The 23,610-nt window shown below is 59.2% G+C and carries 11 protein-coding genes and 1 pseudogene; 3 read left to right on the forward strand and 9 right to left on the reverse strand.

Annotated features, from left to right (window positions below):
* Positions 1 to 3: 3 nt before the first annotated feature.
* Complete coding sequence (locus A6U98_RS11385) at positions 4 to 1,137, reverse strand: sugar ABC transporter substrate-binding protein (protein WP_245304509.1); 1,134 nt, start codon at positions 1,135 to 1,137, stop codon at positions 4 to 6.
* On the opposite strand from A6U98_RS11385, the gene A6U98_RS11390 reads away from it, so the two are divergent.
* Positions 1,127 to 2,137 (forward strand): LacI family DNA-binding transcriptional regulator, encoded by a 1,011-nt coding sequence (locus A6U98_RS11390; protein WP_082933880.1) that lies wholly within the window; start codon positions 1,127 to 1,129, stop codon positions 2,135 to 2,137. The genes A6U98_RS11385 and A6U98_RS11390 overlap by 11 nt on opposite strands.
* A gap of 442 nt (positions 2,138 to 2,579) precedes the next feature.
* Here A6U98_RS11390 and A6U98_RS11395 read toward each other — a convergent pair whose 3' ends face one another.
* From A6U98_RS11395 to A6U98_RS11425, 7 genes are all read right to left on the reverse strand, one after another.
* Positions 2,580 to 3,650, reverse strand: a complete 1,071-nt coding sequence (locus tag A6U98_RS11395) for a lipocalin-like domain-containing protein (protein WP_064649864.1) — start codon at positions 3,648 to 3,650, stop codon at positions 2,580 to 2,582.
* Positions 3,640 to 6,042 (reverse strand): ABC transporter permease, encoded by a 2,403-nt coding sequence (locus A6U98_RS11400; protein WP_064649865.1) that lies wholly within the window; start codon positions 6,040 to 6,042, stop codon positions 3,640 to 3,642. The genes A6U98_RS11395 and A6U98_RS11400 overlap by 11 nt, the downstream gene beginning before the upstream one ends.
* Entirely contained in the window at positions 6,039 to 6,698 is a 660-nt protein-coding gene (locus A6U98_RS11405) for an ABC transporter ATP-binding protein (RefSeq protein ID WP_064650073.1), read from the reverse strand. The genes A6U98_RS11400 and A6U98_RS11405 overlap by 4 nt, the downstream gene beginning before the upstream one ends.
* Before the next feature lie 284 nt (positions 6,699 to 6,982).
* Positions 6,983 to 8,314 carry an HlyD family type I secretion periplasmic adaptor subunit gene (locus tag A6U98_RS11410; protein WP_064649866.1) on the reverse strand — a complete coding sequence of 444 codons (1,332 nt, stop codon included), beginning with the start codon at positions 8,312 to 8,314 and terminating at the stop codon, positions 6,983 to 6,985.
* A 22-nt stretch (positions 8,315 to 8,336) separates the two neighbouring features.
* The gene (locus A6U98_RS11415) at positions 8,337 to 10,814 is read right to left on the reverse strand and encodes a cadherin-like domain-containing protein (protein WP_064649867.1); all 2,478 of its coding nucleotides are present in this window, start codon (positions 10,812 to 10,814) and stop codon (positions 8,337 to 8,339) included.
* Complete coding sequence (locus tag A6U98_RS11420; protein WP_064650075.1) at positions 10,811 to 12,574, reverse strand: type I secretion system permease/ATPase; 1,764 nt, start codon at positions 12,572 to 12,574, stop codon at positions 10,811 to 10,813. The genes A6U98_RS11415 and A6U98_RS11420 overlap by 4 nt, the downstream gene beginning before the upstream one ends.
* 72 nt (positions 12,575 to 12,646) lie before the next feature.
* Complete coding sequence (locus A6U98_RS11425) at positions 12,647 to 20,647, reverse strand: peroxidase family protein (RefSeq protein ID WP_064649868.1); 8,001 nt, start codon at positions 20,645 to 20,647, stop codon at positions 12,647 to 12,649.
* Positions 20,648 to 20,952: 305 nt separating this feature from the next.
* Here A6U98_RS11425 and A6U98_RS11430 point away from each other — a divergent pair, with 305 nt between their 5' ends.
* Positions 20,953 to 22,362: an ATP-binding protein gene (locus A6U98_RS11430; RefSeq protein WP_064649869.1), complete on the forward strand. Its 1,410-nt coding sequence runs from the start codon at positions 20,953 to 20,955 to the stop codon at positions 22,360 to 22,362.
* Here A6U98_RS11430 and A6U98_RS11435 read toward each other — a convergent pair.
* Positions 22,359 to 23,018, reverse strand: coding sequence for a response regulator transcription factor (locus A6U98_RS11435; protein WP_064649870.1), 660 nt, complete (start codon positions 23,016 to 23,018; stop codon positions 22,359 to 22,361). The genes A6U98_RS11430 and A6U98_RS11435 overlap by 4 nt on opposite strands.
* 158 nt (positions 23,019 to 23,176) lie before the next feature.
* Here A6U98_RS11435 and A6U98_RS37605 point away from each other — a divergent pair.
* A pseudogene (locus A6U98_RS37605) lies at positions 23,177 to 23,512 on the forward strand (sugar phosphate isomerase/epimerase); the annotation flags it as partial.
* Between the last annotated feature and the right edge of the window lie 98 nt (positions 23,513 to 23,610).

The raw sequence follows: 23,610 nt of genomic DNA on the forward strand, positions 1-23,610 counted from the left end.
TGCCTACTGGACGGCATCCGGGTGCTGTTTCAGGAAATCCTCCACCGTATCCCTGGTAATCAGGACGGCAGGCACTTCCACAGCCTGAGGCTTCCAGTCCGCACCGGCTTTTTTGATGTCCGCCAATAGCTTAACCATATTGTAACCTTCGGTGTAGCTGTCTTCCCAGGCCGTCGCGGTCATGTGACCGTTCTTTATATTTTCGATCGCCTGGGCGTTTCCGTTGACACCATAGACCATGACGTCATCGCGCGCCTGCGAGCGAAGCGAACCGATCGCACCGATGGCCGGATCGTCCCAGCAGCCCCAGATCGCCAGCTTTTCATCTCCTGGAGGATGCGAGGCGAGCCAGGCATTTGCATATTGCGCGCCGTCCTCAAAATATCCGGGGATTCGCACTTCGTTCTTGGTCACCTTGATGTCCGCGTGGCTCTCCAGCATCTTGTCCATCAGCGTTTCACGGTTTCGGCAGACCTCTCCGGTGCGGTAGGTCAGCGCCAGAAGCTCGCCCTTGCCGCCCATGTCATCGATCATCTTTTTGATGACAGGCTCGGCGATCGGCGCTCCGGAACCGTTGGTCGCCGCCACGCTCAGACCTAGCCCGCCTCCCCAGGTCACGACAGGAATATTGGCCTGCTTGGCCGCATCGAGACCGGCGCCGATCGACGATGCCGGAAAGACGAGATCGACGATTGCAAAGGCACCACGCTGCGCAAAATTCTGGATGGCCGCGTTCGCCTGGTCGGCGCTGCCCGCGGCATCGACGACGGAGACGTCATAACCGAGCTCTTCGGCAGCCTTCTTGGCACCATTAATGTAGCGAACGTTGTTGGCCTCGGTCGCTGCGATGGAAACGAGACCGATCAGCGGTTTGTCTTCGGCGTGCGCCGGCATCGCCGCCAAGATCGCGGCCGTCATCAACAGTGTTGTTATACTGGAATTCATAGCTTCCTCCTCCCACGTCAATTTACCACGTTCGCTGGGCGAACGGTAGCTAACCGTTTTGCTAGCATTCTCGATTTCGGTTAACGACGCAAGTATTTTCCCCAATTTATATAGACAAATTTCGCGATTTGTCGCATCGATCTTAGCGAAACGATTAGCTGTAGAAAAATGCGGATGGGAAATGGCGACCATTAGAGATGTAGCGACTCGGGCGCGGGTGTCGACGGCGACGGTCTCGGCGGTCGTCAATGACTCGGCCTACGTCAGCCCGGAGCTGCGCACCCGCGTGCTCGCCGCGATCAGCGAACTCAACTATGCGCCCTCGCAGGCAGCCCGCAGTCTGAAGCGCGGTCGCAGCCAGTTGCTGGCACTGGTCGTTGCCGATCTCGCGAACCCGTTCTTTGCGCGGCTTGTCTGGGCGGCGGAGGCGGCAGTGGCTGCTTGGGGTTATTCGCTCGTCCTGTTCAACAGCGACGAAAAACCTGAAAACGAGCGGCGCATCCTTGCCCGGATCCGAGCTCTGTCCTGTGACGGGATCATTCTGGTTCCGGTCGATGTCGTCTCCACTCAGCCGCAGCGCGATAGCGAAGGGGAGCCGATCCCGACTGTGCTTTTTGGGCGCACCGTCGAGGGGCAGAACACAGATACGATCACCATCGACAATGTCGCTGCCGCCCGGCAGGTCACCAACTACCTGATGGATCTAGGCCATACACGGATTGGGACCATCACCGGCCCCCTGCATCTAACGACCGGCCGCGGCCGTCTTGAGGGTATGCTGGAAGCCATGCGAGCACGCGGATTAACCCCGGCACCAAACCATATTCGCGCCGGCGAATTTCGGGAGGATATCGCTTATTCCGTCGCGCGTGAGCTTCTGACTCAACCTGAGCCCCCTACCGCCATCTATGTTGCCAACGGCGTTATGGCTCTTGGCGTGATGAGAGCACTGGCCGATCTCAGCCTTAAATGCCCCGATGATATCTCGATCGCGTCTACGGACACTATTCCCGGCATCGGGGGTCTTCGCCCGCGTCTCACGCGCACAGAGCATCCGGTAATCGATATGACCAACGAAGCACTACGTTTGCTCGTGGACCGGATCAATCGCGGCTCTGGCGCCGACGCCCGGAACATAGTCTTCCAGCCCTCGCTCGTTGTGGGAGAGAGTTGTGCGCCCCACAAGAGCTGATGAGACAAAGGCCGTAGCCATAACGCCTGGACAGCACTCGGGAACTCAGCGAGGAGGCCGTCGCCTGCGCTTCCGAAGATACGGCCACCATGCTCGCGCACCAAATCGGCGATCCGATTGTGGCACAAATTGAGTGCACGAACCGTGCTCTCCTCGTCCAGCGCCGTAAGGCGGTTGGAGCCGGCAACATCGGTGGAAAGGATGGCTGCAAGCTTTCGGTCCACAGCGGTGACCAGTCCTGCTGCGAGCAATAGTTGCGTAACTATGTGCGCGTTCAGCAAGAAATTACACAGTGAGAACGGCGGTTTTTGCACCGTATACAGGACATCCCTACCGCCCGAAGAGGCCGCCATTGAGGTCCACACTTCTCCGATGAGGCGTTCCGAACCAAGCCTGGCCGGCTCGCACGATCGACGGAGGAGCTTCGTTTGAGACATCACCGCTAATAGCCGGTCATTTCAAGATATCCGACACCTGACGCGGAGCCTGTAACGTTAATCGGCCCCTCCCAATAAGGCGTAGAGGTCGCCATCCAGGACTGCTCGTTCAGCGGTTTCGTGGTGATATCGAGCGACTTACCCGGCACGCGTATACGCCACTCTACCGGCATCCGGCGCCCATCGACCGTTGCCTTCTGCGTCGGCTCCAGTTGGATGTCGTCTTTCGACAAAGGTGTCGTCCGTCCGTCCACGGATATCCAGTTCGCAGAGATGAACCCGTCCTCGTCATCACGAAGGCGAAAAGCCATCAGCTTATCGCCGGAATTCAGATGCAGTGAGAACCAATCCCAACCCGTCTGATTGGACGCAAGCGGCTGCGACGACCACTCCCGATCCAGCCAGGCCTTGCCGGTGACCTTAACCGGCGCTCCGAACGTCGTGATCGTTCCCGCCACCTCATAAAAAGGCTGTGAGTAATAGTAGCTCGCCTGTCCGTTCGCCGACTTTACCGAAAAGCCGTTGTCTCCCTGAAGAACGATCGGGCCGTCGGCCTTGAGGTCTAAGGTGTAGCTGAAGTTCAGCCCACCCGCAGAGACTGAAAGGTTGCCAAGGGCGTCCAAGCCGGATCGCTCGTTATCCTCCATCCGCCAGTCGTCTATCCAAGCCCGAAACGGTCTTGCGGCAACGCCTGCCTGCCCGACGCCTCCCCGTCCCAAGCGCTCTGCAACATACTGATGGCCTTGAGTGGTGATCGCCGCGTGCCCGATCCAGATCTGCGGATCCGCGAAACCTGCCTTGTCTCCCGGAGCCAGCGCAGAGCGAAACAGCGTCCACTGCGCTCCATATTGCCTGCCATCCTCGTCTTTGAGATTAGCGGTCACATACCACCACTCAATGCGATAATCAGGATGAGCGCCATGATCGGCGGGGAAAGAAAGAACTGAACCTTGCTCCGGGATCGCAAAACCATGCGCATCCGATCCCAATCCGGCGAAGCCTTGCGCAAATGCCTGACCGCTCGCGCAGATCATAGCCGCCGCTATCAGGACAGATGCCGACTTTCTACCGTTCATTGGCGAAAATCCTCAGCAGGTCCGCAGGATTGATCGAGGCCAGCCGCCGAACCGGCACCAGCACCGACAGCAATGCAGCAGCAAGAGCGATTGTTCCCAGCCAAAACCAATCCATTGGAAACACCATCATCGGCAATCGCCAACCAAATGCCTCCACGTTCACGATCGCAAGCAGGACCCACGCCAGGGCAAGGCCGACCGGGATCGCAGCCACAAATGTTGCCAGCCAGAGTGCAAGTGTCCGGGCAACTTCGTAGAGCGCCAGATCCCGTCGCCGGACACCCATTGCCCACACGGGCGCGAGCTGTGGAAGCCGAATACCTGACAGCGTCAGGAGACTTGAGAACATGGCAAATCCTGCCACAGCAAGGGTGAGGACGTTCAACGCGCCCGTCACCTTGAATGTCTGATCGAAGATGGCTCTCGATTGTCGCTTGAGCGAAGCCTGATCGACGATCGCGGTATCAGGCAGACCAAACTCCTCGACCAACTGGCGCTTCAGATCCTGGGCTTGCTCGGGAGCCACTCTGACACCGTAGCGAAGTTTCGGGACATCGGGGTAATGATCGACCAGGGTATTGATCCCGATAATCACTTGCCCATTCGGATTTCCATAGTCCGAGTAGACGCCGACCACGGTTGCGCGCCAGCCTCCAGGCATGACCAACGGCTGGCCGATCTTGGCTTCGCCGCGACGCCACATCTGTTCATTGATCAGAGCACCCTGCCCGGCGGAGATCCTTGCCCAAACGTCGGCGTCGGAAGCGATCAAAGGCCAGTGCTCCCGGTAGGTCGGATCGTCCGCGACACCAAAGATCTGGGTCTGTTGGCCAAGCACCTCGGCGTCGACGCTCCAGATGGGCAAGAGCGCGGTTGAGCGTGGTGGAAGCCAGACTCGGAGACGCGCGGCTTCCTCCTCATCCTTGGCAGTGACGTAAAGCTCGGCGGCCAGGCGTTGATCGAGCCATCCGATGAAAGTCAACCGGAAGCTCGAGACCATCGTGCCGACGCCGATGTTTGCCGACAATGCCAGCAGCAGAGCCATCAAAGCCAACGACAGGCCGGGAATCTGTATGCGGGTGTCGGCCCAGAACCATTCCATAAGGGCGCTGCGTGCCAAGTGCTGCGCTTTGGTCAGGATGATGGCAAGAAGTGCAGGCAGCACCAGAGCTGTGCCAAGAAGCAGGCAGCCAAGTACCGCAAAACCCGCCACCAGCCCGGACGCAGTAATCGCAAGGATAGCAGCCATGATCAGCAGAATTCCACCCGTTCCCGCTTGAAAGGCAAGCGATCTGGCCGACTCTCTTTCCCATGCTCGCGGCTGGGCGGCGGCTAAAATCGGCAGCTTCCAAACCCGCCACAGGCTCTGGGCAGACGAGACGGCGGTTCCTCCGAGGGCAATCGCCAGTCCAGCCAGCCACCATTCCGGCCGAATGGATAGCGAGCCTGACACATCGGCGCCGTAGAGGCCCCTGAGGGTCGCGGCAACGCCCGGCATCAGGAGCCATGCAATGACGTAGCCGAGTATGACGCCGATCAAACCGGAAATCAGCGCCAGCATCGAAAGCTCGATCAAGAGCACCGTGATCAATGCTCGAAGCGAGACACCAAGAGATCTGAGTGTGCGAAAAGTGCCTCGACGCTGTTCGAAGGTCAGGCCGGTGGCCGAATACACGATGAAGAGCCCGACGATGAACGAAAGGAAGCCGAAAGCCGTAAGGTTGAGGTGGAAGCTGTCTGTGAGGCGAGCGACGTCTGGTTGTTCACCCGGTTCGCGGATCGTCAATCCCGCCTGATCGATTGCTTCGGCGGTGATCCTTTGATCGGCCGCGACCACCAGGCGGTCGATCTTCCCGTGCTTGTCGAGCAATCGATCGGCTACCGCTATGTCGACGAAGGCAGCACCGTCGGGAACCTTGCCGTCGACTTTGATGTTCATGTCCGTGACGCCACGGAGCCGCTCGGCAGTGGCGCTCGACACAAGCAGCTGTCCGCGGCCTGAAAAGAAGGCGGATAGGTCCGGGCTGCTGGCGGGGGTCTCGTTCCGGGTGTCTCTTGGCATGGTCAAAGGTTCGATACCAACCAATCTGATCCTTGTGCTGCCAAAGCGGTAGGTGCCCTCAATCACGGGCGAGACCTTCAGACCCGCTCGACGCAGGCTGCCATAGACCTCGCTCGCTATGCCGTCACCGTCCTTGGCGACGATCTGCCGGAGGTTGCCTTGCTCCAGAACCGAAGCCGCCCGGGCATAGCTCGCCCTAGCCTCGGCATTGATGGCCTGAACGCCGGACCAGAGAGACGTCGCAAGCGCAATCCCCATGACCAGCGTCAGAAGCTGAAGAGGTTTCCGACGCCAGTGTGACAGCAAGGCTGCGAAGGCAACGAAGTTCATTCGGCAATCTTCCCACCGCGAAGGACCACCGTTCGGTCCAGACGAGCTGAAAGCCTCGTGGAGTGGGTGACGAGAAGCAGAGCCGATCCCACAGTCCGGGCGAGGCTGAGCATCAGATCGAGGACCACATCGCCTGTTTGCTCATCCAGGTTGCCCGTTGGCTCGTCCGCAAGAATGAGAGGAGGTCGAGCAGCCAAGGTTCGGCCGATTGCAACGCGCTGCTGTTGGCCTCCGGAAAGCTGCTCGGGATATCGGGCGGTGTATTCTTCCAGCCCCAGTTTCTCGACCAACTGCGCTTCCCAAGCGTGATCGTATCGGTTTGCAAGCTTGGCGTGGAACGAGATGTTGGCTGCGACGCTCAGGGATGGAATGAGGTTAAACTGTTGAAAAACAAGGCCGACCCTGGTTCTCCGGTATCGGGCCCGTTCGCTCTCTGCAAATAGCGCCAGATCGCTGCCATCCATCACGACCGAGCCGCCGTCTGCACGGTCGAGCCCGCCTGCCAGATGCAGCAATGTGCTTTTGCCACTGCCGGACTCTCCGGTTAGCGCAACACTTTCGCCCGCAGCGACTTCCAGATCGACGCCCTTCAGGATTTCGATCGGGCCCTCGGCGGTGGAATAGGACTTTCTAACGCCTGCGAGGGTGAGGATCATGTCGGTCTTCTCGAACACGGAGTTTGCAGAATGCAAGACCTCGGATGACCTAAGAAACTTTCGGGGGGATCGCAAGATCCGTGCGACAGAAATGGGCGACCCGCGACGTGATCCCTGTCTTGCGCGGCTGGGCCGCGAACCGACATGGAGGGGCAGCCGGTCGCCCGAGGCGGCGTCGACAACACCCAACACCCGCGTCGAAACGCAGCTTTTTACCGTCAACTATTGCCCCGCGAGCGGGGTGAGGCAGGCGACCCTTCACCAGCATAGCTTCGCATAGAGAGTTATTCCTCCCGGAATGCGCGATTGAACTGATCGGTGAGCGGTTTGGCAAAAAATGACATCGCGGTCCGCTCTTCGGTGGAGACAAAGACTTCCACCGGCATTCCCGGCAGAAGCCTATTGTCGCCGAGTCTTGCAAGCTCGGCGGGGGGCACCGCGACATCGGCCAGGTAGAATATTTGCCCTGTCGCAGGATCGGTGCTTGTGGCCGCTGAGACATAGGCGATGCTGCCGTGAAGCTCCGGCGTTGCACGTTGGTTGAAGGCAGAGAACCGCATTCTTGCATCCTGCCCGACAAATACTTGATCGATGTCGGTTGGTGACAGTCTGGCCTGGATCTTAAGTGCGGCGTCATTCGGCACCAGCGTCACCAGCTTTTCGGCCGGGGTGATGACACCGCCGATCGTGTGAACGAAGAGCTCGTTCACCGTTCCCGACAAAGGTGCCCTTATATCGGTGCGCGACAGGCGATCTTCAACAGCGATACGCCGTTCCGTCAACTCGGAGATTTTCGGTTCTATGATGCTCAATTCGCGTTGCGCCTCCGTACGTGCAGCCTCATCGATGGCGATGATCTGAACCTGGATTTCGCTCATGCGTGCTCTTGAGCGCGCTATATTGGCCTGAACCTCTCCGTTCTCGCCCGTCAGCTTTGACAGTTCGCGATCGATAAAATATTTGCGTGACGTGTCGATGAGCTTCTTGTCGGCCAGACCCTTGATCTTGACGTGTTCGATCCGCACAAGTTCGAGTTCATCGGTTTTTGCGTCATGCTGGGCAATGAGGCCTTTCAACTCCTCTTCGAGCTGCGAAATTCCGTACTGCAACTGCTGCTTTTGATTTTGTCTATTGCGCCGGTTTCCATCGAACAGACGGCGTTCGCCGGAGGAGATAAGAGGAAACTCGGTGAGGGTTGCGGCGAACTCCGGCGCGTGGACGATTTCATCCTCGTTGTCGCGTTCGGCAACCAGCCGCGCCTGCCGCGCGGTCAGCTCGACGAGTTGCGTCTTGACAATGGAAAGTTCGGCACGGGTCTGGGCGTCGTCGAGGCGTAGCATGATCTGCCCCTTCGACACGAAATCACCTTCCTTGATCGCGATTTCACTGACAATGCCGCCGTCGCGATGCTGAATTGATTTCAGGTTGCGATCAACCTTAATGATGCCTGGCGCGATGATGGCGCCCTGCAGTTGGGTTGTTGCCGCCCATCCGCCCGCGCCAGCAAAGAGCAGCAGTCCTAGAGTTAGACCGGCAAGAACGCGCGATGCCACCGGAAACGTATTGTTCGCATCAGGTGCGAATGGAGGCGGTGCTTTCGTCTGAGTATGGAACACTTCTTTTCTCCCGAGCCGTTGTTCATGCATTCTCGACGATCACGAGCAAGTGGTGGCCCGTAAGATTGATCGTCATTTCGTAATGCTGGTCCTTGTCCATATCGACTTCGATGAAGGTCTGGCTCAATTCGTCCGTTCCCTCATGGCGAACCCGGATCGGCAGGGCTTCTGCATCAGCCTTTTCGCCATAAATATTCTCGAAGCGTTCCTCCAGGCCGTCCATGACCTCCTCGAAGATCTTGTACTTCGATACATCGATGCGGTCTCCCACCATGAAATCCAGGATCTGATGAACGAGATCGGCGCTGCTTTCGCCGGCCGGCACGCTGAACTCGAACGTGTCATCGCCAGCTCCGCCTTCGATGAGAACGGCCGCCGACCCGACGCGGACGACGTCATTGCCTGCGCCGCCCACGACCTTTTCGAATCCGTCGATGAGATCTTGCCCGACATCAAAACCGGTGGCCGTGCCGGTATTCAGGTCGATGAGCACGCCGTGTGCGGCCTGCGAGTAGTCGATCGTGTCCAGACCTTCCTCACCTCGGTAGTCGTCATCCGACGCATCGGCAGCCGCCACCACGATATCATCACCGTCGCCGGTAGAGAGGCAATCGACGCCTTCATCGTCGCGCAAGATGTCGTCGCCCTCGCCAGTTCTGATGACTTCGAACCTGCTTATGCTGTCGCTACCAATTTCAGCCCCGCTTGCATTTGCTGCAACGAGATCAACGACAATCGACAGGACGGCTGCAGAATAATCGAGGGTGTCGATGCCGTCTCCGCCATCGTAGCTGTCTGCCGCCCCATCGGCATCACCGACAACGATATCATCCCCATCACCACCTTGGACGAGGTCCGTGCCGGCGCCGCCGCGCAGATGATCGTTTCCCTCGTTACCGTGTATTTCCTCGGCCTCTGCACTGCCCGTGACTGAATCATCGCTGGAACCGGCGCGCACGATTTCGAAATTCGAGATTGAATCGTTGCAAATCTCGGCGCCGGAGGCTGTACCGTTTGCCAGATTGATCTCTACCGCCTCGGCGAGCGCTGAATAATCGAGCACATCAATACCCGATCCACCGTCATAACCGTCGTTTGCCCGATCAGCATTGCCGATAATCGCGTCATCGCCTGAGCCTCCCTTGACCGTGTCGCGATCGTCACCGCCGCTTAACACGTCGTCGCCGGCGCCGCCGTCGAGGCTGTCGGTGCCCTTGTGCCCGAGTAGGATATCCCTGCCGTCTCCGCCGTCGAGCCTGTCGTTACCACCTTCGCCATCGATGACGTCATTGTCGGCATCGCCGGTCAAGATGTCGTGGCCGTCACCTCCGAGCAGCATATCGTTGCCTGCACCGCCGCTGAGCACATCATCGCCAGCGTCGCCAAAGATGCTGTCTCTGCCCTCCTCGCCATACAAGCGGTCGTTGCCTGCACCTCCCCAGATCTGATCGTCGCCCAATCCGGCAAGAACAACGTCATCGCCCTCACCGGCGAAAACAATATCGTTCCCGCTGCCGGCCACGATGTTGTCGTTTCCATCGCCGCCGCTCACAGTGTCGCTGCCGTCCCTGGCGTCAATGTTGTCATTGCCGGCCAGTCCATCGATGTCGTCGGCGCAATTGCTGCCAACAAGCAGGTCGTCGCCAGCCGTTCCGACAACAGGGGGCGGCTTGACGACGGAGAACTGAGCGGTCTGCGACACCGAGACCTTGCCGTCGCTGATCTGGTAGGTGATGGTCACCGGGCCGAGCATGGCGGCATCGTATGTCCAGCCGCCGGCTGTCTGCACCAGTCGGCCCGAAGATACGCTGATGTCCCTGATCGACATCGCGTCGCCGTCCGGATCCACGCTGCCTCGCAGAAGATCGACCAGACCGATCAACGCACCTGCGCAACCGGAAACATCCGCGAGCGTGACCGGACCGCTGACGCGAGGCGCACGGTTGGCAGCCTTTTCAGATGCGGGTTGGGCATTGGAAGGACGGGCTTTATCTCCGCTGGACGGAGGAGGTCGCACAACCGAAAGTGCTTGCTTCGGAGCCGTCCAGACATTGTCGTTCGATGCATGGAAGGAAACGGAGATCCCGTTAAAGGTTTTCAGCAGCGCCAAACTTGGCAAGTTGATCCTGCTGAATTCTATCGGCAGGGATTCTGTCAGAGGATAACTCACGGCATTTTTATAGCTCGAGAGTGGAATAACCGCCGCCTTCCTTGCCGCTGGTACCCTCTCGTCCGCCTCGTCCTGCGGCTGAACCGTAGAACCGATCGCGCTGGTGTCGTTCACTGGTGCGGCGTCGGGAAGGTCGTCGGCCGGTTGCTGTTCTGCATTTGGGGCCTCTTGCTGGTTTGACAGAGCACTTTTCAGATAGAGCGCGAATCCCGTCAAAAGGAGCGAAAAAAACAGTGGGACCCTTGAATGTTTGTCCTCGGACTTGAGCACATACCGGTCGTGCGGATCGTCTTCTATCTTGGCGGATTTTGTTCCCTTTACCTCGATCATTCCGACATCCTCGCTGTGATGCGTGACCCGACCTGAGTCGCGCCGGCGGGTCTGCTGAAGGTTTCTGTCGCCGATGGCTTGAGGATTTCGTCCTTCGGACCGAACGCCACCATCTTTCCGTTCTGGATAACAGCAACCGTATCGACCGCCGCGAGAGCGCTGGGTCGATGGGCGATCACGATCGCGATGCCGCCGCGGGCGCGAACCGCCTTGATCGCCTGGGTGAGTGCCATCTCCCCCTCCCCATCGAGGTTCGAATTGGGTTCGTCCATGACGACGATGAAGGGATTGCGATAAAGTGCCCTTGCAAGGCCGATGCGCTGCCGCTGCCCGGCCGAAAGCGAAACGCCTTGAGGGCCCAAGGCTGTGCGATAGCCGTCCGGCATTCGCACGATCATCTCATGAATGCCTGTCGTTTGGGCCGCGTCGACAATAGCACGGGCGTCGACCTCTGGTTCCAGCCGGGATATGTTTTCTTCGATCGTCGCATCCAGCAGCGCCACATCCTGCGGCAGATATCCCACATGTTGACCGAGATCGGCGTCCGACCACTGCGTGAGTTCAGCATCGTCAAGCCTAACGCTGCCGCGAAGGGTCGGCCAGATGCCGGTCAGCGCGCGTGCGAGCGTCGTCTTGCCGCCGCCGCTTGGCCCTATGATACCGAGCGCCTGTCCCGCAGCGATCTCGAAACTGACTTCACTGAGCAGGACCCTTCCAGAGCCGGGAGCAGCCACGGTCATCTTCTCCACCTTCAGCGAGTGGGCAGGTGCAGGCAGTGTCATCGGAGGTACGGTTCCCGCCAGTGCTATGACCGTCTCCTTCAGCCGAATGAACGCGGTGCGGGCAGCAACAAAACTCTTCCAATTTCCAATGGCGAGATCGACGGGAGCAAGCGCGCGCGCCGAGGCAACCGAAGCGGCGATGATTGCGCCAGCCGATAGCTCGCCCTGGATCGTCAACCAGGCACCGAGACCGAGAACAGCCGACTGCAGGATCATCCGCAGCACACGGGATATGGCCCCAAATGTGCCGCTGATGTCATTCGTGCGGGTCTGTAGTTCGAGATGATCCTGATTGGCGCGGTTGAAACGATCCACCGCTCGTCCCGCAAATCCCATGGCCTTCAGGATGTCGGCGTTGCGGGCATTGGAATCGGCGATAGCATTGCGCTCTATTCCCGACCTGTGTGTGGCGCTTGCCAGCCGACGGGTCATGAGTTCCGTCGCGATCGTGAGCATGGAAAGGACGAAGGCGCCAGCGAAGGTGAGCGCACCCAGGTAGGGGTGAAGCATGTAGACGAAGATCAGATAGAGGGGTACCCAAGGGAGGTCGAATAGGGCGACTGGGCCTTGGCCACCGAGGAAAGCTCGAACCGTATCGACATCGCGCCCGCGCTCCAGAGATTCTGCTGTCGAAAAGCCGAAACGCGGCATGTCGATTGCCACCTGATGCGCCATGGGAGCGATGCGGCTGTCGAGCCGAGCGCCCATGCGAACCAGGATTTGCGATCGGATGATGTCGAAGAATCCTTGAAACAGATAGAGGCCAATCGCCAGGGCCGAAAGTCCAAGCAGCGTGGGAACGCTGCCGCTGGTCAACGCACGATCGTAGATCTGCAGCATGTAGAAGGAACCGGTCAGGGCGAGAACATTGATGACGCCGGACGTGATGAAGAGGAATACGAATATTCCCCGAAGTCCTTGTGTCAGTTTCTCGACCTGTTTGCGCTTGTTGCCGGTCAACGGAGTCTTGGGGCGCATGTCGTTCACCATTTCTTGCTGATGTTGGCGCATGCAGCGCTCCGGCAAAGCCGGAACGCTGCATCTCACGGATTACAGGTTGAAATCCGAAGTGGTGAGGTTGTGGTTCCCCTTTATGCTCAGGCGGAGTTCGGCACTGCTGTCGCCGTCGACGCTTCCCTGCACGACAGTATAGTCGCCGTCGGCACGGGCCTCATGCGTGACGATCAGTTGCGCAGGGCCACTGAGTGTCGAGGCGGCTACCAAGGTGAAGGCCTGGTTTCCGGAGAGAGCATTGTTGGCGTCAGTGCCACTGAGGTCGATCTTGTCTCCGGGCTGGAAGCCTATGATCGTATCGCCGTCGGCGTCCGCTTCGGAACGGAACAGGAACTTGTCATTTCCTGCCCCGCCGTCGATGATGTTGACGGAAGCGTTGGCAGTGATCGTATCGCTTCCGGAGCCCGTCACGACATTCTCGATGTTCCAGAGCGTATCGTTACCCGACTGACTGCTCGATGCATTTCCTCTGCCCATGAAGCCGCTGCCGAGGTCGACCGTCAGGTTGGAGGTGATCGCCGCCATATCCAGCGTGTCGCTGCCGGCATCGCCATAGTAGACGTCATCGCCGTCGCCGGTTTCGGCAACGAACATGTCGTTGCCGTCGCCGCCATGGGCGGTGTCGTTGCCGGCACCGGTCTGGATCATGTCGTCGCCGGCATCGCCGAAGACGCGGTCAGATCCAGCGTCGCCATAGAGCATGTCATTGCCGGCGCCGCCCAGCAGGTCGTCGTTTCCGGCGCCGCCGAAGACCATGTCGTTGCCGGCCTCCCCACTGAGGAGATCGTCACCGTCATCGCCGCGCATGATGTCGCTGCCGGCACCGCCGGTTGCCACGTCATTGCCGCCGAATGCGACGATCATTTCTCCGCTTGCGGTGCCGAGAAGAACATCGGCTGCGGCAGTACCGGCAATCGGGGCTCCCGTTGTTGCTTCGGGAGTCGGCGGTGTCGGCGGTGCTGGCGGCGGCGTATCGGTTTCGTCATCGCCATTGCCGTTGAATTGCGGCAGGCCGCCCTCGCTGGTGAAGCGAATACTATGCTGGTTGCCTGTCATCGTTGTCACGCCGTTCTGGTCAGTCGTGACCTCGTAATCATCGGCGGTCGCGCCTGCGGGCAGTTCGATGACGTCCTGCGGCCGCAAGGTGCCGACAATCGTGTCGTTGCCGCCGTTCGAGCGGAATACGATGCGATGCGCCGAAGTCAGAGCCGAAATGTCGATCGTATCGTCACCGGCGTCACCGTCGATGGTGATGGTGTTCAGCCGCAGACTTGTCCCGCCAAAATCCCCGATCACCTGGAACGTGTCGCCGCCGGACGTGCCAGCTCCGGACGGCTCGGCCCCGTTGATGCGGATCTCCTCGATCTCGCGCAACTCGGCAATGACGGAGGTGGCGAAATCGGTATTGGCTCCCCGCGTCACGACGATCTCGGTTGCGGCATTGAGGCTTGCACCATTATTGCCGGCCAGAGCGTCCCATGCAGCGCGGGTGTAGATGCGGTAGGTCTCCGCGACTGCGCCATTGCCTGTGATCACGAAGGTGTCACCGGCCTGGCCCTCCGTGCCGCCATTGACGACATCGCGACCATCGGAATTGGCCAGTGACGCCGCCGCCGCGTTGTTGGCGTTCCAGTTGAAGGTGTCGTCACCGGCATCGCCGTTCAGCGTGTCGTTGCCTGTCCCGCCATTGACAATGTCGTTGCCGGCTCCGGCATTGACTGTATCGTTGCCACCGAGGGCGTTGATCGTGTCGGCACCGCCGGTGCCGTTATGCGTCTGTCCGGCTGCAGCGCCAGTGATCACATTGCCGGCAGTGGCGAGCGTGAAGTCGGAGATATCGATGCCGGCATTATTGACACCGTTGATCTGGATCGTGCCCTGGATGGTCGAGGCCGGTCCATTCTCGCGGATGGTGATGATCGTGTTGGCGCCGCTGGCAGTTTCGAACACCCGGTTGTTGAAGTTCGCCGCCGTTACTCCCAGTCCGCTAAGGTCGATGCGATCCTGGGTCGCCGGCGTTCCACCGGTGGCGTCGAAGCTGCTGATGCTGTCAGCCCCGAAGCCGGTCGCACTGTAGATGATGGTGTTGACACCACCGCCGACATCGATCGTGTCATCGCCGGCACCGCCGATGATCGTGTCGTTGTCGTCGCCGCCATTCAGCGTGTCGTTGCCTTCGCCGCCGTCGAGCAGATCATTGCCGTCAGCGCCATTGAGCGTATCGTTGTTGCCTCCGCCAAAGAGCTGGTTGGCGGCGCCGTTGCCGTTGATCGTATTGGCGAGCGTATTGCCGCGACCGGTGACCGCCGCGCCAATGAGATTGAGGTTCTCCACCTCGGCGCGAAGCGTGTAGTCGATGCTGGCATCGACCCGGTCCGTGCCGCCTGCCGCCAGTTCCGTCACCACGTCGCCTGCATCGTCGACGGCGTAGATGTCGTCGCCGATGCCGCCCACCATGGTGTCGGCACCAAGGCCGCCGTTCAGCGTGTCGTTACCGCCAAGGCCTGTCAGAGTATCAGCGAGATCACCGCCGGTGATGACGTTATTGCCGTCATTGCCAGTACCGACGAACTGGTCGGCATCAACACCCGTATAGGTCAGGTTCTCGACATTGGCGAAGGCCGCCAGCGTGTAGAGTGCCGCGGTCGTCTCGACCGTGTCGGTTCCGCCACCCGTGGCCTCGACGATCAGATCTTCGCCGGTGTCGTCGATATAGGTGTCGTTTCCGGCGCCGCCGACCAACGTGTCGATATCGTCGCCGCCGTCGAGTGTGTCACTGCCGATACCGCCAACGAGCAGATCCTCACCGAGGCCGCCATTGAGCGTATCGTTGCCGTCATGGCCGAAGAGCAGGTCGAAGCCGGTATTGCCGGTCAGCGTATCGCTACCCGTCGTGCCTGCCAGCGCCGTATTGATGCCGACTGCGGCAGTCCGCTCACCGGTATCATCCGTGCTCAGTGCATAGTCGCCGGTCAGAACGTAGCCTTCGAATGTACTGCCATTGAAGTTGATGAACTCTACAGCCTCGCCGACTGTGTCGAAGTGATCAGTGACGGTGGCTTGCTGGCCATTGAACTGGACCACGAGATCGTCGTTGCCGCCGCCGGTCGTCACTTCGAACATGTTGAGCCCGTCGAGGGCGGCCGGCAGCGCCGGTGGCACGGTTCCTCCGACCGTGATGCGGTCGCTGCCGCTGGTTTCGTTGATGATATCGAACCCGTCGCCGAGATTGATGACATAAGTATCGTTACCGGCACCGCCGTTCAGTAGCTCGACGGCACTAGAGAAAGCGATCGACAAGTCGTCGATACCGACAAAATCGCCGTTGTTGTTCGTGCCGGCCACCACAAAGCGGATCGCCGAATTGGCGCCGAACGGCCCGTTCAAGGGAATGTTGACCCTCGATCCGTTGCCGGAATTCGCGTCAATGGTCTGGATCGTCTGATTGAAGTTGACCCCGTCGGCGGCGAACTGCACCGTGACCGTCTCTCCTCCATCAAAGCCGTTCTCATTGAAGGTATAGCTGACGGTGGCGGTCGACGCCTCCGACAGATTTACCGTTCGCGTGATCGTCGCCGTGCCGTTGCCGGTATCGTTGTCGTCATCGCGCAGGCGCAGCTGATTGGTGCCGTCGTCGATACGGATCTGGCCTGCCGAAGCGCTGTTTGTGCCGCTATTGTCGCCCGTCTCGACCCAGGACGACGTCCATGGTGTTGCGCCACTCGTTCCATTCAGCGCGGTGTTGTTGAAATTATCGGCGTAGCTGCCTGAAGAGCCGGCCGTGCTGGGGCCACCGACGAGGATGTCGTTGCCGTCGCCACCGTTCAGGGTGTCGTTACCGCCCAGGCCAAGCATCAGATCATCGCCAGCGGTGCCGTTGAGAACGTCATTGGCTTCCGTACCGACGATCAGGCCGACCGCTCCATCGGTAAACTGGAGCCGCTCCACATTGCGCAGTCGGTCGGAGCCGTCGAGGTTGAGCTCGGTGACGTCGGTGACGGTGACTTGTCCATCGGCGGTTGCGCCGAACGTATAATCGGCGCGGGCGCCCTGGAAGGCGGCAGTGTCGATATCGCCGCCCGTCGTATCGGTCCGGATGGTCCGAACGATCGCAAGTTGACCGGGATTGATCGTCCCGTTGAACATGCGAGCCGCCAATGCCGTCATGCTGTTGACCAGTTCGCTTGGTGTGCCGGTATGATTGACGTCCTCAAGCGCGAAGACGCCGATCTGCACATCGAGCCATTTGTCGCCGTCAATGATGTCGTCGCCGGCAAGGCCTTTCATGACGTCGCTGCCATCACCGCCGAGGATGATGTCACCGGCAGAAAAGGAGGTCACTCCGGCGCCGAGCAATGCCTGAAGGCCATTGATGAGGGCGATGCCGTCGGCGTCGAGCGCGCTGCCGGCATAACCTTCTGTACCGCCTTGTGGTGCCGGCAGGCGATCAGCCGCCAGGGCTTCCGAGCCGGTGAGCACGTCGTTGAACCGGGTACCGGACAGGCCTTCAATCGACTCGTACTCATCGAGAGCGGCGTTTTCTGGCAGGATCGGCGCCTCGTCGAAGATGATCGGTATCGAGATATTGGCGTTCACTCCGAGGACATTGTCCTTGTAGGTGGCCCAGTCGAAGCCCGACATGCCGACCATTTTGCCGCGACCAGCGCTTCCGACCATGATGTCGTCGCCGCCTTCGCCGATGAACTCGTCAAACCCGCCATCGCCGAGGAACACGTCGTGCCCGTCAATCAGGTCGTGAGCGAAGATTTCATCGAAATTGTCACCAGGGGCACCGTCGAAGGTGCCGGTCTCGATCCAGTCATTTCCCTCGTTACCAAGGATTCGTTCAGCGTTTCGGTTGCCGTAGATGAAGTCGTTGCCTGTGCCGGCAAAAACCTCCGAGCCCATATCCGTGCCGAGGAAGATGAAGTCCTGACCGTCGTTGCCCATGACCAGGTCGAGACCTGGGCCGGCATGAACCACGTCGTTGCCGGCGCCGAGCTTGAAATTATCGTCACCACCGCTGTCGGTCACGATGTCGTCGCCGTCGCCGGCATTGATGATATCGTTGCCAAAACCACCTTCGAGCCTGTCGTTGCCGGCATCGCCGAAGAGCGTGTCGTCGCCGATGCCGGCAACGAGAATGTCGGCATCATCAGTACCGCCGAGAACAATATGATCGCCGCCGGTATAGCGGAGATAGTTGCCGTCGGGACCGACGGTGCCCGGATTATTGCGGATCACCAACGGTGTCAGGATGCCGCTTCCGGTCGGATCGCTGCTCTCGAGCACGCCGTCACCGTCGAGGTCATTGAATTGTCGCGTTTGTTCGACTTCCAGGATTAGGCCTGGGGTCGAGAACACATCGGACGGTAGATGCGTCGCGTCGGTGTTGCGCATGATCATCGCGGCAAAGGAGTTGTTTTCCATTTCGCCGAACAGGTGCAAACCGTCGAGGCGCTGTAGATAATAGAAGCGATCGCCGCTCTGGAGCTTCTCCATCTGTATCTCGAAGACAAAGTTGAAGGTGGAGCCCAGCATGCCGCCAAAAGGCATGATCGCTTCGGCCAGACCGCCGATCCAGAGATCGATATCTTCCAACCCACCGAGTGAACCGCCCGCATAAGCACCGGTTGCGTTGAGGAAGTCGACCGCGTCGGCCGGCACCACGAACCCCGCCATCGTCGCGAATTTGCCGGTAGCAATACCCGTGATCAGTGTCAGCGCTGCGTCGCGTTTTCCCTCGATCGTCGTTTCTCCGGTGATCAGGGAATGCGTCCCATAGGCTGCAACGAAGTTGATGATCGAGGCTTCATGCTTGAGGTGGCCGGCGAAATCGACCCAGCTCTCGTAAGGCTTGAGCAGGGAATCTTCATTGGTGGCGAGGTAGAACTGCCGACGTGCCTCGTTGAGCGAGGGCACGCCTGTGTCGCGGCCACGCGCCAGGTTTATGGTCGCAAGATCGAGCGGCAGTCCGAGAAGGTTGTTACGGAGTGCGCTGGTGATAAATTCATCGATCTCGTTGCCCACCTGTCGGGTCATGCCGCGGATGATGGCACCGGCCGAGATATTGGCATCGACGGTCGCGCCGGTCCCGTTGTTTTCGAACTGAAGCGGGTTCAGGAAGCCTTCAATCAGACCGATGTCATTTTCGGTGAAGCTAGGATCGTACCGATCGATCGTCTCGGTCAGCATCGAGTGGCCGAAGCGATAAACCACATGGGCGAACTCGGCGACGATCGAGGGATCGATCGTGACGTCATACCCGTCCGGAACGAGGAAAACGTTGATATTCGGCTGGATCTTGCGGGCGAATTCTTCGAACACCAGATGCTGATACTGCATTTCTGTGCCGAATTTGGCTGCCTGGAAGAGCCGTTCTCCATTCCACTCGAGATCTTGAATGCCGTCGGCGATGTTTGCGCCGGGGACCAGCCATTGCTGAATAAAGGCGTTGTCGCCTGTCGCCAGCACCACCGCTTTTGTGTGCTCCATGAGCCGGTTGTGCTCGGAATGGAACACATGGTGGACGGCGGTCAGGCCGATGTTTTCGTTGGCACGACCGTCGCCAGCGATATAGTGCGCGTCGAGCAATTCGTTGTCGTAGACGCCGGGTTCGTTGCCCGGATTTTCAAGGCCAATCTCGATGTCACCGTCGGCAAGTCCGGTCGGAACGGCGTTGTGAGCGATGTCGGCGAGGAAGGCATGGCCGGTCAGGATAGCGTTGGCGGGCACCAAAACGCCCAGACCGCCGTTGGCGGACGGATCGCCCTCGACAAGGCCGCTTGCTGTCACCATTTGCGGAAAGCCGTTCGGGCCGCGAAGGAAGTTGCCGTAGGCATCGGTGGCAAGAAGCGGAACGTTGCCGACGTTGGCATCGACGAGCTGGATGCCCAGAATGTCGGCGGCCTGGGCCTTGAGATCCGCCCAGGTTGCCATGCCGCCATTCCCACCCTCGATAAGCTTGCCCGTCGCTACGGGATCGCCGGCGGCATTCAGTACATATTCCCGCAGGAAAACCTGGTGAGATGGGTGTGAGGTATAGGTCTGGTTCTGGTCGACGAAGGCGGTGGTTGTATTGACGGGACGATTGGTATCATCGCCCGTTCCCACAACACCGTCCGGACCTGGTCCTGCCAATGTCGCGCGGGTGAGGACCATGAAATTGGTATTTCCGCCTTCAACGTAGAGCGGGTCATCGGGCAGCAGCGGAATGAATACGGTACCATTGCCGCCCTTGTTGACGAGATCGAGACCATGATCAAAGAACTGGCCAAACAGCGTGAACCAGGAATTGAACGGCGCCGACAGCCCCTCGTCGGGCGCGGTGTTGGTAATGACGACATTGGGACCATCCAGTTCGATGCCAGTGGCCACAAGAAGTGCCATGAGCTCGTCATCGACGGCATCCAGTGCTGTCTCAGCAGCCGCGAGGACTGCGGCGGCGGCTGCGGCCGCTTCCTGCAGCGGAACGTTGGCCGGGCTTGCCGAGGCTGCGGCCGATGCGGCCGCATAAGCGCGCTGGGCGTCCGACACGGCTTTGAACTCGTCCACGAGCGGGGCGTAGGCCGCAGAAATCTGTGCCGTGACCGTCATCTGGTCTGGCCCGGCAACAATGCCTGCCCTTTGCAAGGCTGTCAGGATGGCGGACGGGTTGCCAAGGGTTTGGTCGACGAGGAGGTTCGAAATTGTCCGGACTGTTGGGTCGAACACATCACTGGGGCCAGCGGTTCCCGGCCCGTCATTGTCGACACCGGGCGTATAGCTCACCGGCACAAGCGGTCCACCCGGGCCAGCAGGCACCATGATAGTGCGGAAATCCGTGCCCAGCCCTTCGGGGAATTCGTTGTCGGAAGCACCCCATTCCGGGTGGTAGAGATTGTTGTAGGTGCCATCGACCGTACGTAGGCCCCAAGCCAGGTTGTAGGTGGGGATGAGACCGCCCTGGCCGAACAGCGGCTCGCCTGCGGCGTGCCGTTCCGCAATCTTGATCTGCGCCAAGATGAAATCGAGATCCGATCGAATATAGGTAACCATTTGTACTCTCCCCTTTGGTTGCACGGGAACCGCTGTCGTTCCTGCAATGCTTCTTCCGAACCCTGCGCTTGCAGGCATCGTTTGGTTTGCGAGATTTTTCTACTCGGGCGTCCAAGGCATGAATGGCCAATAGGAAAATCTTCAGCATTCTCTGCGATGATTGGATCTTGTCGCGCCGAGAGACCACGGGATAGTTCCAAAGGTCCGGCGACATGCATGGACTTTCGTCTGCAGGAGGACGGGACCTTGGGCCCGGAGAAAATGTGACTTACGTCCCATTCAGGAAGAGGTCTGGCGGCGAAAATGTGGGTATCGTCGCCTTCTGGCAACGCCTTGAATTGAAAACACAATTTTTGATAATTGCCGGCCTTGTCGTCTGCGGTTCAATGGCTATTCTTGGCGAATGGCTGAACGTGCAGATCGCCGCCAACCAGCTGCGGAGCCGGGCCGAATCCGGAGCCCTCTACATGGAGGGCTTTCTTGCTCGGCACGTTGAAGGATCCGGAACCGACCCGCGGGTTTCCGAAGCCCGTCGAAACGAACTGGACGATCTGCTAATCGGCACCGATCTCGCACGGCGAGTCGAGAGCTTCAGGATCTGGCGCCATGACGGGCTGGTGGTCTACAGCACCGACAAATCTCTCATTGGCAAGACGTTTCCATCGAATGCAATCGAACGGGCTTTCGCGGGGCAGGTTGTTGCACAACTTGAAAATGGCCATAACGACGGCGATGCTGATAGTTCGTCCCCCGATCGACCGCTCCTCGAAATCTACGCGCCCATCTATCGGTCCGGTACTCGCGACATTATTGCAGTCGGAGAGCTTTACGAGGATGCAACCGAGTTCGTCGTCCAAAGTGACCGAGTTCAGCGTCGCACATGGGCGCTCGTCGGCGCAACAAGCCTTGCTATCATGGCGCTGCTTTTCCTCATCGTCCGGCGAGCGAGCAATATTATCGCCAGTCAAAGAACGACCCTGAAGCTGCAACTGACACAGGCCCAGGCGCTGGCCCGGCAAAATACCGAGCTCCGCAAGGCAGCCGACAAAGCACGGATGGATGCCACGAAGTCGAACGAGCAGCTCTTGAACCGCATTGGTTCCGATCTGCACGACGGTCCTGTTCAACTTCTCAGTCTGTTGATTCTCAGATTGGGAGGTTCCACCAGCACTGCCGGTACGTCGAGGACCACCTTCGATTGCGCGTCCGATGTGAAAGAATCCGACCTTGCGCCGTCGCATATCGCAAGCCAGGTCCTGACTGAGCTGCGTGAGCTTTCGACAGGGCTGGTCATGCCGGAGACGGAACATATGGGCCTGGAGGCGGCGTTGCGTATGGCGGTTGAACAGCACGAATATGTAACCGGATCAAATGTCACGTCGACCTATCACGAGCTGCCCGAGCGTGTCGCACATCCGCTGAAGATCTGTCTTTATCGAGTAGTTCAGGAGGGGCTCAACAACGCTTTCCGTCACGGTGCGGGTCGCAACCAACGTGTGTCCGCTTCAGCCGATCCGTCGGCCATAACGGTCGTCATTTGCGACGACGGGCCGGGTTTTGCGAGCGGCAGCGCCAATCAACGCCGCAGGCCACTCGGCCTTCAGGGCATTCGCAACCGGGTTGAAGCGTTCGGCGGCAGAGTCGATATCCTCCAACAGATCGGTCTCGGAACGGAACTTCGGATCGTGGTGCCGCTGGAGAGCAATGGCATCTAGTGGCGCAGAGCCGCGTCCCTGCTCCCCTCGAGCTTTTGAGCCGCAATCAGCACTTCCAGGCGGTTTCGCGCGTTCAACTTTTGCATCAGGATCGTCATGTAGTTTTTGACGGTCTTCTCGCCAATTCGCAGATCCGTGGCAATCTGGCGGTTCGTGAATCCCCGCAGAAGCATCCTGATGATTTGACCCTCCCGTATGCTAAGCTTTACTTCTCCGCCCGCCATTTTTCGGAGCGAGGCTATTTTAAGCTCCTCAATGACTTTGCAGGCAAACGCCGGGGTGATGAACATATCGCCACGATGGACGGTCGCTATAGCCTGGATGAGTTCTTGAGCACTGCTTCCTTTGAGGACATACCCGCTTGCGCCTGCGTTGAGCGCGCGCACGGCGTAATCGCTTCCTGTCATCGCCGTAAAAACAAGAATTTTGGTCCGAACCTTTTCGACGAGTTTTGTGATGGTGTCGAAAATATTTCCAGGCATCATCAAGTCAACAATAAAAACATTCGGCTTCAATTTTAATCCGATTTCCAATGCTTCATCTGCGGTTGAACCAGTCGCGGTAACGATAAACGGGGACTGTTTGCTAAGGATGTCAGTCAATCCTGCCAACATCAAAGGATGATCGTCAATTAATGCTACCGACACTGAATTCATATTGTCCCCCTACGCAATATACATGGCACGAGAAATATTACCAAAGCAACATTATGTCCACGCAGCACTTTGGATTAGTTGCCGGCTTATCTGCACTCGATAAGTCACGCTGTAACCCCTCAACTGGGGTGATACTAGTTACCCCGCTTGATCAGATCGCGGTGGGCCACCGATACATCCGCATATCCGCGCCATGCATGATACGTTCTACAGCAAAATCGAAGAGACCGGTCCCATCCGCGCGTTCACGTGACCCAGTGACCGCATCGTCCATGTCCAGGTTCGAAGAACGACCGTGGCGTACCGGGACGCGGCAACATTCCCTGGGCGGCGACCTTTAGGGCACTACGCCCCGACAACCGAGGCCTTCGGCCAACGGCCCAAGGATCTTGCCGCCGCCACAAAGATCTGGCGCGACTTTTCCGAGAACACCGGAGTCGGTCTATCGCGAGGGCCACCGGCATATCCGCGATGGATGGCTCGCGACGGCATGAACGCCAACCGATCAGTATGAATCTCGGCGACTAGGCCGGCTACCTTGCAAGGGAAGCGTGCCGAGGAGGATCGCCCAACGTCGGTCCACGTTCCTCAC

This window comes from Rhizobium sp. WYCCWR10014 (assembly GCF_001657485.1).
GTDB lineage: Bacteria > Pseudomonadota > Alphaproteobacteria > Rhizobiales > Rhizobiaceae > Rhizobium.

Bases quoted from the DNA above. Each gene is read 5' to 3' on its own strand.
- A6U98_RS11405 (WP_064650073.1), bottom strand. From the start codon at position 6,698: ATGATCCTCACCCTCGCAGGCGTTAGAAAGTCCTATTCCACCGCCGAG.
- A6U98_RS11435 (WP_064649870.1), bottom strand. From the start codon at position 23,018: ATGAATTCAGTGTCGGTAGCATTAATTGACGATCATCCTTTGATGTTG.
- A6U98_RS11400 (WP_064649865.1), bottom strand. From the start codon at position 6,042: ATGAACTTCGTTGCCTTCGCAGCCTTGCTGTCACACTGGCGTCGGAAA.
- A6U98_RS11425 (WP_064649868.1), bottom strand. From the start codon at position 20,647: ATGGTTACCTATATTCGATCGGATCTCGATTTCATCTTGGCGCAGATC.
- A6U98_RS11385 (WP_245304509.1), bottom strand. From the start codon at position 1,137: ATGGTCGCCATTTCCCATCCGCATTTTTCTACAGCTAATCGTTTCGCT.
- A6U98_RS11420 (WP_064650075.1), bottom strand. From the start codon at position 12,574: ATGCGCCCCAAGACTCCGTTGACCGGCAACAAGCGCAAACAGGTCGAG.
- A6U98_RS11395 (WP_064649864.1), bottom strand. From the start codon at position 3,650: ATGAACGGTAGAAAGTCGGCATCTGTCCTGATAGCGGCGGCTATGATC.
- A6U98_RS11415 (WP_064649867.1), bottom strand. From the start codon at position 10,814: ATGATCGAGGTAAAGGGAACAAAATCCGCCAAGATAGAAGACGATCCG.
- A6U98_RS11390 (WP_082933880.1), top strand. From the start codon at position 1,127: ATGGCGACCATTAGAGATGTAGCGACTCGGGCGCGGGTGTCGACGGCG.